Consider the following 11,982-nt stretch of genomic DNA (forward strand, 5'->3'; position numbering starts at 1 on the left):
GCCATATGGTTAACCAATGTTTGAGAAGAGGTGAAACGCGCTGATGGCCGACGAGACAAGAGACTATTTCATCGCCGGCACGCGCTTTGAGGCACCGAGCCTGGCGTCTGGTCTCTATGTGGTGGCCACGCCCATCGGCAATCTGCGCGATATCACCCTGCGGGCGCTCGAAACCCTGGCGGCCGCCGAAACCGTGCTCTGTGAAGATACCCGGACCTCCGCCAAGCTCCTCGACCACTATGGCATAAGGGGCCGGCGCGAGGCGCTGCATGAGCACAATGAGCGCGACAAGGCCGAGGCCATCGCCGCCCGGATCGCCGCCGGTGCGGCCATAGCCCTGATCTCCGATGCCGGAACGCCGCTGCTCTCCGATCCCGGCTTCCCGCTGATCCGGACCCTGGCCGAGCAGAATCTGCCGGTCTTTCCGGTCCCGGGAGCCTCCGCCCTCCTATCCGCGCTGGTGATCGCGGGCCTCCCCACCGACGCCTTCGCCTTTCACGGCTTCCTGCCGCCCAAGGCCGGCGCCCGCGCCAATGCGCTGGAGCGGCTGAAGGATTCACGTGAAACCCTGGTCTTTTACGAATCACCCCGCCGGCTGGAGGGTAGTCTCACCGCCATGGCCGAGGTGCTGGGCGAGCGGCAGGCCGTCGTTGCGCTGGAACTGACCAAGCGGTTTGAGCGCAGCTTTCGGGGCAGCGTCGGCGAACTGGCGGCCCGTTTTGCCGCAGAGGAGACCAAGGGCGAGGCCGTCATCGTGGTGGCCGGCGCCGCCGAGCCCGGCGCGCCGGCGGCAGAGGACTGGCAGGCGGCCTTGTCCGAAGCCATGGCGGTCCAGCCGCTCCGGGCCGCCGTCGACGAGATCGCGGCCCGCTACGGCCTCAAGCGCAAGGACGTTTACGATGCCGCGCTCGCCCTCAAGAACGCCCGGTAAGGGTCGGGTCGCGGCCTATCGGCGCGGCCATCGCGGCGAGGCGCTGGCCGCGATCTGGCTGCAATTGAAACTCTATCGTATCCGCGATCGGCGATTCAAAACGCCCTTGGGCGAAATCGACCTGGTGGCCGAAAGAGGCGCCACAATCGTCTTTGTCGAGGTCAAGCAGCGCGCCCGGCATGCCGAGGAGGCGCTGACTTTCGCCGCCATCAATCGGGAGCGCATCACCCGCGCGGCACAGCTCTGGCTGGCCCGCCACCCCGATGCGCAAGGCCACGATCTGCGTTTTGACGTGATTCTGCTTGCACCCGGCCGCTGGCCGCGCCATCTCATCAACGCCTTTCCTGCTTACTGAGAAGTGTCATGAAGCTCAAAGTCGCGGTCCAGATGGACCATGTCGCCACCATCAATCCGCGCGGCGATTCCACTTTCGCCATGATGCTCGAGGCGCAGGCGCGCGGGCATGAACTCTTGCACTATACCCCCGACACGCTCGCCCTCCGCGACAATAAGGTGAGCGCGCTGGCCCAGCCTATTGCCGTCACCGACGCCGAAAAGGGCCAGCATTTCACGCTGGGTGAGGCAGCGCGGGTGGACCTCTCCACCCAGGACGTGGTGCTGATGCGTCAGGACCCGCCCTTCGACATGAACTACATCACGCTCACGCACATGCTCGAGCGCATTCACCCCAAGACCCTAGTGGTCAATCCGCCCTCGGCCGTGCGCAATGCGCCCGAAAAGATCCTCGTCACCGAATTTCCGGACTTGATGCCGCCCACGCTGGTGACCCGTGATCGCACCGAAATCCATGCCTTCCGCCGCGAGCACGGCAACATCATCGTCAAGCCGCTCTACGGCAATGGCGGCGCCGGCGTGTTCTTCATTCAGGAGGGCGACCACAACCTGGCGAGCCTGCTCGAACTCTTCGAGCAGAACTATCGCGAGCCCTTCATGGTGCAGCGCTACCTGCCCGACGTGCGCAAGGGCGACAAGCGCATCATCATCATCGATGGCGAGCCGGTCATGGGCCTGAACCGCATTCCCGCCGAGGGCGAGGCCCGCTCCAACATGCATGTGGGTGGCCGCCCCGAACTCTCCCCGCTCACCGAGCGCGAGATGGAGATCTGCGCCCGCATCGCCCCGGCGCTCAAGGAGCGCGGCATGATCTTTGTCGGCATCGACGTCATTGGCGGCTATCTCACCGAGATCAACGTCACCTCCCCCACAGGCATTCGCGAGATCAAGCGCTTCGGCGGCCCCGACATCGCGGTGCTGATCTGGGACGCCATTGAAAAGCGCCGGGGGTAGCTCTTCATTTGTGTAGGTCGGTCATGGCTTTCTGGGTAATCGCCACTCCCGGGCGCCGTGGGTAGAACGCGATCATCCGAAACGGAGATCGACACAGATGCTTGTGCTCTACTGGTCCAATATGGCGCTCAGATTGGTGCTGGAACTGGCAGCGTTGCTTGCTGTCGGCTGGTGGGGTTTCACCACGACTTCCAACTGGCTCCTGCGGATCGCGCTGGGACTGCTGCTGCCTGTAGCCATGGCCGCCGCCTGGGGTGTTTTCCGGATGGCCAATGATGGCGGCGCGCCGGTGGTGGAGATCGGGGGACAGTTGCGACTACTGCTCGAAGCGATCTATTTCGCTATTGCCGTGGCTGCCCTGCTCGGGCTCGGCCGGCAGGACCTGGCGGTCGGCTTCGTCCTGGTTCTGCTCGTGCACTACGGCCTCGACTACCCTCGCACCTTCGCCATGCTCACGGGCCGCCGGTGACGCGACGTCCCACATTTGCTCCCCGCCCCGAAATGCCCTAGTGCTGGGGCACAGGTCCGGGGGCACGCATGAACACTTTTCTGGTCGCATTCGCAACGCTGTTCGCCACGGTCGGCGTGGCCGACATTGCCTTCATCTTTGCGGCACTGACCAAGGACAATACGCCGGCCCAGCGCCGCATCTTTGCGACGCGCGGCGTGCTGGTGGCGCTGGCGATTCTTCTGTTCTTTGCCGTCCTGGGCAATGCCATCCTCGACTTGTTCGGCATCACCATCCCGGCCCTGCGCACCGCGGGCGGCGTCCTGCTGCTGTTGATCGCCATCGACATGGTGTTCGCCCGCCATTCGGGTGGCACCGGCACCACCAGCGAGGAAGAGATCGAGGCTCGGCAGAGCCACGATATTTCGGTCTTTCCCCTCGCGATGCCGCTGATGGCCGGCCCGGGTGCCATCAGCGCCGTCATCCTCCTCACTACCGGTGCCAGGACCGATCTCGACTTCTGGCTGGTGCTGGCGGCCATTGTCGTCATCCTCGCCCTGTGCTGGCTTACGCTGCTGATCGCCATCCCGATCCAGCGCCTCCTGGGCCTCACCGGGCTCTCGGTGGTGTCGCGTATCGGGGGCATCCTCTTGGCCGCGCTGGCCGTGCAGTTCGTCTTCGACGGCATCAAGGCCAGCGGTCTGCTGGGCGCCTGAGCGTGCTGGAATTGCTGCAAAATTTCTGAAAATTGTCGGCGTTAAGCAAGCCTTAACGCTGTCATTGAACCGGAGCGCTGCCGGGCGCACAGATACGCAGCAATCCTGTCGGGGAGTCCCCCAATGCGCCTGGCTGCCGCCCTGCTCCTGCTGATCTTTGCCATCATGGCCACCAGCGTGGCCGGAACCGGCGCCGCGCGTTCGGAAATGCTGACGCCTGTCGCTGTGGGGCTGGCCGCCTACTGAGCCGCTCCGGTGGGCCGGCCCGTTTCGGTCTCGGCGGTGATCCCGACACCGAAGGCATCGACCCGGCCAATTGGTGCCTGCACCAGTTCATCGAGCGGGAAAGCCGCCGGCGCCTCGGGCGTGCCGGTGGCCAGCAGCAGGTCGCTGGCGCGGTCGGGCGCCCGATTGAGCGGCATCACCGCCCCGGCCACTTCGAGCAGCCTGATCTGCCCCAGGCCCTGATAGGGTGGCCGCAACAGGCCGGCCGCATCCGTGCCTTGCAGCGGGTCGGCCACGGCCACGCTCACCCGTCCGCCCCGATAGAAGGATCGGATCGACTGGCTGATGTAGAAGGCCAGCTTGTCCGAGCCCGCCGAGGAGAAATGGATGCCGTCATCCTTGCGCATCAGCGCGTTCTGCCCGTTCACATCCGGTCCATAGGCAGCATATTTGCCGTCTTCGTCGGCAAAGCGGTCATAGATGTCGACAAATTCCGCGCCGCCGGAAAAGGCGGCCAGCCTGTGTAGCGCGCTGATCTGCGTCATCGCGGCCGAATACTGGCTGCGCGACATCGGCGGCAGGCCCATCCAGACCACCGGCTTGCGCGCCGCCCGCAACTGCCCGAGAAACGTATTGAGCCGGGCCTGGTAGGCGTTGGTCCACCCCTCGCTCAATGGCTCATAGGTCTGCCCATTGGCGCTGATTTCCTGCCGGTCATTGATGCCGATGATCACCACGGCGAGGTCAAAGCTGTCGGCGGCGATCTCCTTGGCCAGGGCCGCGTTCCAGTCGAAATAATCGTCCCGCACGAAGCCGGACGAGCTGACGCCCTGCTCGATGACCACCAGATTGGGATCCTCGGCATAGAAGCGCTCCAGCGCCTTGCTGAGGTCAATGGCCAGAGAATCGCCGAACACGGCCAGCCGCGTGGCGTCGGGAGCCTTGTCGATCTGCGGCTTTGGCGGCGGCGGTGGTGTCGCAGGGGCCGCCTGCTGCCGGGGCTGGGTCTGCTGCACCTGCGGGGCCGGGGCTGGCTCCTCGCCGAAAAGCAGGTCGAACAGGGTCCGGCGGCGCGGTTGCTCGTTCTGCGCGACCAGCATGCGTTCGCCCATGACCGGTTGGGCCAGCACGGGACCCGCGTCGGCCAGCACCAGCACACCCAGAAGGATTACGAGGAGGAGCCGCTTCATACTCAAATCCGCTTCGACACTCCCGCCTTGTAGCACCGGCCCCGGCGCAAGGCCAACGCGCTCCCGCTTGCGTTACTGCGTCGCTGATGCCAGCGCCTCGTAGGCGGCACGAGTGACGAAGCCATCGGCGACTTGCCCCTGCATGGCCTGAAAGCGGGCATAGGCTGCCTGGGTGATCGGGCCGAGGCGGCCATCGACCGCCCCGTCATAGAGGCCGAGCTGTTTCAGTGCCTGCTGGATGGCCTGGCGCTGGGCCAGATTGGGAAACTGCGTGTCGCGCGGCCACGGCGCAACAAAGGCGCCGCTGCCCTTCAGCCGGTCTGTCAGATGCGCCACTGCCAGCGCATAGCTGTCGGAGAAATTGTAACCCTTGAGGGCGAGGTAATTGCCGGTCATGAGGAATTTCGGGCCGTGCTTGCCGGCCGGCACATAGAGGAAGACCGGCATGTCGGGATCGGCAAAGGACCGCCCGGCAACCCTTGTGATGCCGCGCTCGGCAAAGAAGGACACCGGCCTGAGCTGATCGCGGGTCGCGAGCAGATAGTCGAATCCCGCCGGTACTTCGACCTCGAAGCCCCAGTCCAGCCCCGGCTGGTACCCCAGGCGCCGCAGATAAATGGCGCTCGTGGCCAGCGCATCGGCGAGGGAATTGTGCAGGTCTACCCGCCCGTCCCCGTCCCCGTCGGTGCCATGGGCCAGCACATTGGATGGGTTGACCTGAAGATGTCCGATCGCGCCTGCCCAGGAGCCGATGGGCGATATACCATCATTGGCGGCGGCCAGTTTCAGCGCCGCGATGAAATCGGCCTTGTCGTCGGCAAAGCGGCTGCGGCGCTGCCAGGCCACCGTGGCGAGGGACCGTACAATGGGACGGATCAGGCTGTCATTGGACAGCACAGCCCCATAATCGGTCTCCATGCCCCAGATCGCGCCGAGCACATAGGGATCGACCCCATAGCGCTGGCCGATCGCCGCAAAGAGCGTGCCGTGGCGGCCCAGCGCCGCCTTGCCGCGTTCGATGCGGCCCGCGCTGACCCGGGCATCGAGATAGTCCCAGATCGGTGTGGTGAACTCCGGCTGCGTTTCCACCAGGCTCGGAACGCGGGGGTCGGGGGTCAGCTGCGATACTATGGCGTCATAAAACTGGCCGTCGATGCCCGCCGCGACCGCCTCGGCGCGAAACTGGTCGAGAAAAACGGAAAAGCTCTCCTGCGGCTGCGCTATTGCCGGGGCGACCAGCGCCAGCCAGATCAGAGCAACCCACCGCATGGCCTTCGTCCCCGTTACCTGTTGCGCGTCAGCAGATGGCGCTCCCAATCATAGGCGGTCTTGACGATCTCGTTGAGGTCGTCGTGCTGCGGCACCCAGCCGAGCAATTGGCGCACCTTCTCGCCCGTGGCAGTGATCGAGGCCGGATCGCCGGCGCGGCGCGGGCCTTCATCGGCGCGCAGGTTGACGCCGGAGACCTTGCGCACTGTGTCGACCACCTCGCGCACCGAATAACCGCGCCCATAGGCGCAGTTGAGCGTGGTGCTCTCGCCGCCCCCGCGCAAATGGCCCAGCAACAGGGCATGGGCGGCTATGAGGTCGGTGACGTGGATATAGTCGCGTACGCAGGTGCCGTCGGGAGTTTCATAATCGGTGCCGAAAATGTCCATCTTCTCGCGCTTGCCCAGCGCCACCTGGCACGCAACCTTGATCAGATGCGTGGCTTCGGGCGTCGACTGGCCGGAGCGCTTGTCCGGATCGGCGCCGGCGACGTTGAAATAGCGCAGGACGCCATAGGTGATGGGATGGGCCGCCGCCACGTCGGCCAGCATCCATTCGGTCATCAGCTTGGACCGGCCATAGGGCGACATCGGGTTGAGTGGGGTGGTTTCGATCACCGGCGCCAGCCCGGTCATGCCATAGACCGCCGCAGTCGAAGAGAAGATGAAATGCTTCACCCCGCCCCGCACCGCCGCCTCGATGAGGTTGCGCGAGGTTGCGGTGTTGTTGGCGTAGTATTTGAGCGGGTTGGTGACCGACTCGGGCACCACGATCGAGCCCGCGAAATGCACGATTTCGGTGATGCCGTGCTTCTCGATCAGCTTGAGAACCAGGTCGATGTCACCGGCATTGCCGGTCTCGAACAGGGCCCGTCCGTCGATCGCCCAGTCGAACCCGGTAACCAGGTTGTCGAGCACCACCACGGTCTCGCCGGCATCGGCCAGGTTGAGCACCATGTGGCTGCCGATATATCCGGCGCCCCCGGTAACCAAGACAGCCATATTCGCCAACTCCCAGATATAGAAATGCTATTTGGTTGCAACATTATGTGGCAGATGTTGATTTAGGTTTACACCGACTACCTCGAAAGCCACTCAGGAGAGCATCGCGTGTCCAAACGTGTCCGTACAGCCGTGTTTCCAGTCGCAGGTCTGGGAACCCGTTTCCTGCCTGCAACCAAGGCCATGCCCAAGGAAATGCTGACCGTGGTGGACCGCCCGCTGATCCAATACGCCGTGGACGAGGCGCGCGAGGCCGGTATCGAGCATTTCGTCTTCGTCACCGGGCGCAACAAGGGCGTGATCGAGGACCATTTCGACCGCCAGTTCGAGCTCGAGGCGACGCTGGAGAGCCGCGGCAAGACCGAGGCGCTCGAAGAATTGCAGCAGGACCTGCCCTCGGCCGGCCGCACCAGCTTCACCCGCCAGCAGGAACCGCTGGGCCTCGGCCACGCCGTCTGGTGCGCGCGCGATATTGTCGGCGATCAGCCCTTTGCCCTGCTGCTCCCCGACATGATCTTCAAGGCCAAGCCCGGCGTGCTCAAGCAGATGATGGATGCCTATGAGGAACGGGCCGGCAATATCATCGGCGTCGAGGAATGCGCCTGGGAGGATGTCTCCTCCTATGGCGTGGTGGTGCGCGGCGATGGCCCCGACGAAGGTTTCGCCATCAATGGCATGGTGGAAAAACCCAAGCGCGACGAGGCGCCCTCGAACCTCTTCATCTCCGGCCGCTATATCCTGCAGCCCGAGATCTTTGCCCTCCTGGCCGAGCAGACGCGCGGCGCCGGCGGCGAAATCCAGCTCACCGACGCCATGCAGACGCTCATGGGGCAACAGCGCTTCACCGGCGTGAAATATGAGGGCAAGGTCTTTGACTGCGGCTCCAAGCTGGGCTTCCTGACCGCCAATGTGGTGTTTGCGCTCGACCGCCCCGACATTCGCCCCGGCTTTGTCGAGGAACTGCGCAAGCTCGATCTCGAGGACCAGCTCTAGCCGGGTCGGCTGCTTGGTCGCGGCTATCGCTTGATGGTCACGCCCAGGCTGACCGTATGGCTGTCGAACACGCCGCTATTGCTGTTGTCGCGATGGGCATAGCCATAGTCGGCGGATACGATGGCGTGGGAATTGAGCTTGTAGTCGGCACCCGCGCCCAGGCCATGGCTGCGCTCGGTCTCGTTGCTCCCTTCGAGCCAGGAATAGCCCCAATCGGCTGAAGCGCGCAGGCGCAGCCAGGAATTGACCGTGTAGTCGACATCGGCAGTGGCCACATGCGCTACCCTGGCGGTGCCAGGCGTGTCGGCACCGGTCGGCGTCACCTTGGTTTCAAGGGTTGCGCTGAGTTTGAGCGTCTCGTCGGGCGTATAGGTGAGGCTGGCATCATAGAGCCGTGTGGTGATGTCGCTGAGGCTCGCATCGTCGAAATCATGCAGGCCGACGCCCAGCGAGGCGCTGGCGGACCAGACGCCGTTCCAGTCGCCGGCAATCCCGGCGCGCAGGGCCCGGCTTGTGGCATTGCTGCTGACACCGCTGGCCGGAGCCTGGTCGAACCAGTCGCGGCCCAGTGAGGCTTCCCCGAACACTTCCAGGATCGGCGTCGCCTGCAGCCCCAGACGCAGGCTGGCATCGCCCTCCCACACATTCTGGCTCGAATTGTCGGTGACGCCCGTGTCGGTGCGGGTGGTGGGGCCATAGAGCGTGCGGGCCACCGATCCCTTGAGGCCGAGATTGAAGCGCCCGAAGCGGCGCTCGATCGTGCCATCGATCGCGCCGGTGAGCACCTGCGGCGGCCTGGTGACCAGCGGGTTGCTGCCCGGCAGGCCCGGCAGGTCCTGCGTCAGGTCGAGGCCGGCGTGGCCGGAAATCGTGGTGTCGCGATCCAGTCGCGTCTGGGCGTCGAGATCGAGGCTGAGGGCCGAGGCCGTGATTGTGCCATCACCCTGTCGCGCCAGGGTGGCGCTGCCGGCGGCGGTGAGATCGGTGCGCACGCCCTGGTGGGTGGCGGTGACTGCGGGGGTCAGCGCGGTGACAAAGCTGTCGCCAGCCGATGAGGTCGTATAGCTGCCCTTGAGGCCGACCGACCAGTCGAGCTCGAACGGCGGGGTGCCCGGTTCTGCCGGGACCGCGAAGGCCTGGGGAACCGGCGCTGCGGGATATAGGCCCGGCGTCAATCGCTCGCTGTCGAGTTTGGCGTCGTCCGGCCCCAGCGGATCGGCAAGGGCAAGGCCGGCGGGTGCGCTGGAGGCCAGCAGCACGGTCAGCAATGTCAGTTGTCGCCGGATCACGTCCTGCCCCGTCCCTGGTACCGACAGGCGTGCGCATGCCGGCGGTGCCCCTCTGGGCTGCGCCGCCATCCTTTCAGCTTATGGTTAATGAATGCTTGCGGGAATGTCCCTAGGCCGCCTCGACCCGCAGCACATTGCCCTCGGCCCCGACGATGCGCACCTTCTGTCCCCTCGGCAGATCGGGCCCGGCAATGCGCCAGATGGTGTCGCCCAGGGCGAGGCGGCCGAAGCCGCCGACAATGGGTTGCTCGAGCACGGCCTCGTGCCCGATGAAATGCTCTGCCCGCTGATTGAGGAGGGGGCGGTCCGTCTGGGCCGCGCGATTGCGCGTCAGGCGCACCCAGATCAGGATACTGACCAGCGACAGTACGCCGAAGATCAGCCATTGGATCGGCCAGGCGAGCGGCTGGAACAGCACCAGCAGTCCGGTGAGAATGCCGGCAATGCCCATCCACAACAGGAACCCCCCGGGCACGACCAGTTCCAGCGCCAGCAGCACCAGGCCGGCGATGATCCAGCTCCAGGGGGCGTTTTCAGCCAGAAAGGCGATGATCTGCATGGCCGGCCCCGGTCACAGTTCGCTGGCGGGTGGCGTGGTATTGGGTGGGCGGCTGGTCGGGCGGTGCTGCCCGGCGGGCTTTTCACCACCAAACGTCTCCTTGGCGATCTCGGCAATGCCGCCAATGGCGCCGATCACGCCGGCTGCGTCCACCGGCAGCATCAGCAGCTTCTGGTTGGGCGAAGTGGCAATGCCTTCGAGCGCCTTGATGTAATTGTTGGCGACGAAATAGTTGATGGCCTGCACATTGCCCGCGGCGATGGCGTCCGAGACCAGCTGGGTTGCCTTGGCTTCGGCCTCGGCGGCGCGCTCCCGCGCCTCGGCGTCACGGAAAGCGGCCTCGCGGCGACCCTCGGCTTCCAGCACCTGCGCCTGCTTCTCGCCCTCGGCCTTGAGGATGGCGGCTTGGCGGCGTCCCTCAGCCTCGAGAATGGTGGCGCGCTTTTCGCGCTCGGCCTTCATCTGCCGGCCCATCGATTCCACCAGGTCCTTGGGCGGGTCGATGTCCTTGATCTCGATACGGGTGATCTTGACGCCCCAGGGCGAGACGGCGGTATCGACGACGCGCAGCACCTTGTCGTTGATTTCGTCGCGATGGCTGAGCAGTTCGTCAAGGTCCATCGAGCCCATCACCGAGCGGATATTGGTCATGGTCAGGTTGAGGATGGCATTTTCCAGATTGGTCACTTCATAGGCGGCCGAGGCTGCATCCAGGATCTGGTAGAAAGTGACGCCATTGGCCGTCACCGTGGCGTTGTCGCGGGTGATGACCTCCTGGTGCGGCACGTCCAGCACCTGCTCCATGACGTTGATCTTCTTGCCGATGACATCGATGAACGGGACGATGAGATTGAGGCCGGGCTTGAGCGTGCGGGTATATTTCCCGAAGCGCTCGATGGTGAAATTATAGCCCTGCGGCACGGTCTTGGCGCCGGCGAACAGCACCAGCACCGCCAATATGCCCAGCCCGATCAGCACGACGCTCAACCCGTCGGGCCCAAAATCGTTGAGAAATTCCATGGCCTTGTCCCTCCAGCCCACGCCCGCCGCAACTTTATGCGGCGCGGCCGGCCTTGGGTAGCGGCAATTTCAAGGCGTGCGGAGAACTACTTGGCCGGCAGGCAACGGCCGGTGGCCTGCAGCGCGGCGACGGCGCGCGGGTCGCAGCCGGTATAGAGGAACATCAGCCAGTCCTCGGTCGAGCCATAGAACACATTGCGGTCGACCTCGCCCCGGACGCCCGGCACCACCCCGGTCTGGGTATATTGCCAGAAGGTCCAGGGGCGATTGTTGTAGCGCTCATGCGGCTCGGCGGCGGTCGAGCGCAACCAGAAGGCATTGGGGAAGTACTCGCCCTCCAGAATGTCGCGGTGGAACGTCATGTCGGTATAGATGATCGGCAGCTTACCGGTATGGCGCTCCATCACCTCCAGCATCAGCCGGATTTTTTCGAGCGCATCGGCCTTGTTCGGCTTGGTCTTGCAGCTTGAATGATTGTTCCATTCGAGGTCGAGCACCGGCGGCAGCGCGCTCGGATCATAGGGCACGTTCTGGGTGAACCAGGCGGCCTGTTCGGAGGCCAGCGAACACCAGGTCATGAAATGATAGACGCCGCGCGGCATCCCGGCATCGCGGGCCCGTTCCCAATTGGCGCGGAAATTGGGATCGACATAGTCCTTGCCCTCGGTCGCCTTCATGAAGACGAAATGCGTGCCGCCGGCGCGCGCGCGGTCGAAATCGACATTCTCCTGGTACCGCGCCACATCGATCCCCTGGATCGGCATGCCCCGGGCGCGGTCGACCTTGGCATGGGGCCGGTTGTCGCCGGGAATGGCATTGTAGAGCCCACCCATGCTGCCGCAGGCGGCCAGCGCCACCACGGTCAGGCTCAGAACGGCGCCACGAAAAAGGGCGGAGACGGAGCGGGTAAACAGCGGGGCCATGATTGAAGACACTCGGTACGCAAGACTAAACCTGACCTTTGATTCAACATGGCGCGGTTAATGGAGATTTAGGGTAACCATTGTGGCAGCCCGCATGGTTAATACTCCTT

At 64.7% G+C, this 11,982-nt stretch carries 14 protein-coding genes; 7 read left to right on the plus strand and 7 right to left on the minus strand.

Translation table 11 applies throughout. The features are described from left to right. Nucleotides 1-43: 43 nt before the first annotated feature. The 6 genes from rsmI to K1X15_RS21485 all read left to right on the plus strand — a co-directional run bounded on the left by rsmI (nt 44) and on the right by K1X15_RS21485 (nt 3,649). Nucleotides 44-931, plus strand: coding sequence for a 16S rRNA (cytidine(1402)-2'-O)-methyltransferase (gene rsmI / locus K1X15_RS20290; protein ID WP_220305339.1), 888 nt, complete (start codon nt 44-46; stop codon nt 929-931). Further along, nucleotides 900-1,286 (plus strand): YraN family protein, encoded by a 387-nt coding sequence (locus K1X15_RS20295; RefSeq protein WP_220305340.1) that lies wholly within the window; start codon nt 900-902, stop codon nt 1,284-1,286. The genes rsmI and K1X15_RS20295 overlap by 32 nt, the downstream gene beginning before the upstream one ends. A gap of 8 nt (nt 1,287-1,294) precedes the next feature. Continuing rightward, nucleotides 1,295-2,239 carry a glutathione synthase gene (gene gshB, locus K1X15_RS20300; RefSeq protein ID WP_220305341.1) on the plus strand — a complete coding sequence of 315 codons (945 nt, stop codon included), beginning with the start codon at nt 1,295-1,297 and terminating at the stop codon, nt 2,237-2,239. Nucleotides 2,240-2,336: 97 nt separating this feature from the next. Further along, a complete protein-coding gene (locus tag K1X15_RS20305) occupies nt 2,337-2,708 on the plus strand; it encodes a DUF2568 domain-containing protein (protein ID WP_220305342.1) in 372 nt (123 codons plus the stop codon). A 68-nt stretch (nt 2,709-2,776) separates the two neighbouring features. Further along, nucleotides 2,777-3,403, plus strand: a complete 627-nt coding sequence (locus tag K1X15_RS20310; RefSeq protein WP_220305343.1) for a MarC family protein — start codon at nt 2,777-2,779, stop codon at nt 3,401-3,403. A 123-nt stretch (nt 3,404-3,526) separates the two neighbouring features. Then, nucleotides 3,527-3,649: a hypothetical protein gene (locus tag K1X15_RS21485; protein ID WP_276315283.1), complete on the plus strand. Its 123-nt coding sequence runs from the start codon at nt 3,527-3,529 to the stop codon at nt 3,647-3,649. On the opposite strand, the gene K1X15_RS20315 is transcribed toward K1X15_RS21485, so the two are convergent. The 3 genes from K1X15_RS20315 to galE form a co-directional block, all read right to left on the minus strand. Beyond that, nucleotides 3,643-4,818: an SGNH/GDSL hydrolase family protein gene (locus K1X15_RS20315; RefSeq protein WP_220305344.1), complete on the minus strand. Its 1,176-nt coding sequence runs from the start codon at nt 4,816-4,818 to the stop codon at nt 3,643-3,645. The genes K1X15_RS21485 and K1X15_RS20315 overlap by 7 nt on opposite strands. Nucleotides 4,819-4,890: 72 nt before the next feature. Then, nucleotides 4,891-6,087, minus strand: coding sequence for a lytic murein transglycosylase (locus K1X15_RS20320; RefSeq protein ID WP_220305345.1), 1,197 nt, complete (start codon nt 6,085-6,087; stop codon nt 4,891-4,893). Nucleotides 6,088-6,101: 14 nt separating this feature from the next. Further along, the gene (gene galE, locus K1X15_RS20325; protein WP_220305346.1) at nt 6,102-7,088 is read right to left on the minus strand and encodes a UDP-glucose 4-epimerase GalE; all 987 of its coding nucleotides are present in this window, start codon (nt 7,086-7,088) and stop codon (nt 6,102-6,104) included. A 108-nt stretch (nt 7,089-7,196) separates the two neighbouring features. Here galE and galU point away from each other — a divergent pair, with 108 nt between their 5' ends. Beyond that, a complete protein-coding gene (gene galU, locus K1X15_RS20330) occupies nt 7,197-8,081 on the plus strand; it encodes a UTP--glucose-1-phosphate uridylyltransferase GalU (protein WP_220305347.1) in 885 nt (294 codons plus the stop codon). 23 nt (nt 8,082-8,104) lie between these two features. Here the strand turns inward: galU and K1X15_RS20335 are convergent, their stop codons facing one another. The 4 genes from K1X15_RS20335 to K1X15_RS20350 form a co-directional block, all read right to left on the minus strand. After that, nucleotides 8,105-9,370: an outer membrane beta-barrel protein gene (locus K1X15_RS20335; protein WP_220305348.1), complete on the minus strand. Its 1,266-nt coding sequence runs from the start codon at nt 9,368-9,370 to the stop codon at nt 8,105-8,107. Between the two features lie 109 nt (nt 9,371-9,479). Continuing rightward, on the minus strand, nt 9,480-9,929 hold the full coding sequence (locus tag K1X15_RS20340) for an NfeD family protein (RefSeq protein WP_220305349.1): 450 nt from the start codon (nt 9,927-9,929) through the stop codon (nt 9,480-9,482). A 12-nt stretch (nt 9,930-9,941) separates the two neighbouring features. Further along, a complete protein-coding gene (locus tag K1X15_RS20345) occupies nt 9,942-10,949 on the minus strand; it encodes an SPFH domain-containing protein (RefSeq protein WP_220305350.1) in 1,008 nt (335 codons plus the stop codon). A gap of 86 nt (nt 10,950-11,035) precedes the next feature. After that, nucleotides 11,036-11,872, minus strand: coding sequence for a glycoside hydrolase family 25 protein (locus K1X15_RS20350; protein ID WP_220305351.1), 837 nt, complete (start codon nt 11,870-11,872; stop codon nt 11,036-11,038). Nucleotides 11,873-11,982: the final 110 nt, after the last annotated feature.

This window comes from Devosia salina (assembly GCF_019504385.1).
GTDB classification, from domain to species: domain Bacteria; phylum Pseudomonadota; class Alphaproteobacteria; order Rhizobiales; family Devosiaceae; genus Devosia; species Devosia salina.

Excerpts from the sequence above, each read along its gene's own strand:
- rsmI (WP_220305339.1), top strand. The coding sequence starts at position 44 with ATGGCCGACGAGACAAGAGACTATTTCATCGCCGGCACGCGCTTTGAG.
- K1X15_RS20295 (WP_220305340.1), top strand. The coding sequence starts at position 900 with ATGCCGCGCTCGCCCTCAAGAACGCCCGGTAAGGGTCGGGTCGCGGCC.
- gshB (WP_220305341.1), top strand. The coding sequence starts at position 1,295 with ATGAAGCTCAAAGTCGCGGTCCAGATGGACCATGTCGCCACCATCAAT.
- K1X15_RS20305 (WP_220305342.1), top strand. The coding sequence starts at position 2,337 with ATGCTTGTGCTCTACTGGTCCAATATGGCGCTCAGATTGGTGCTGGAA.
- K1X15_RS20310 (WP_220305343.1), top strand. The coding sequence starts at position 2,777 with ATGAACACTTTTCTGGTCGCATTCGCAACGCTGTTCGCCACGGTCGGC.
- K1X15_RS21485 (WP_276315283.1), top strand. The coding sequence starts at position 3,527 with ATGCGCCTGGCTGCCGCCCTGCTCCTGCTGATCTTTGCCATCATGGCC.
- K1X15_RS20315 (WP_220305344.1), bottom strand. The coding sequence starts at position 4,818 with ATGAAGCGGCTCCTCCTCGTAATCCTTCTGGGTGTGCTGGTGCTGGCC.
- K1X15_RS20320 (WP_220305345.1), bottom strand. The coding sequence starts at position 6,087 with ATGCGGTGGGTTGCTCTGATCTGGCTGGCGCTGGTCGCCCCGGCAATA.
- galE (WP_220305346.1), bottom strand. The coding sequence starts at position 7,088 with ATGGCTGTCTTGGTTACCGGGGGCGCCGGATATATCGGCAGCCACATG.
- K1X15_RS20340 (WP_220305349.1), bottom strand. The coding sequence starts at position 9,929 with ATGCAGATCATCGCCTTTCTGGCTGAAAACGCCCCCTGGAGCTGGATC.
- K1X15_RS20345 (WP_220305350.1), bottom strand. The coding sequence starts at position 10,949 with ATGGAATTTCTCAACGATTTTGGGCCCGACGGGTTGAGCGTCGTGCTG.
- K1X15_RS20350 (WP_220305351.1), bottom strand. The coding sequence starts at position 11,872 with ATGGCCCCGCTGTTTACCCGCTCCGTCTCCGCCCTTTTTCGTGGCGCC.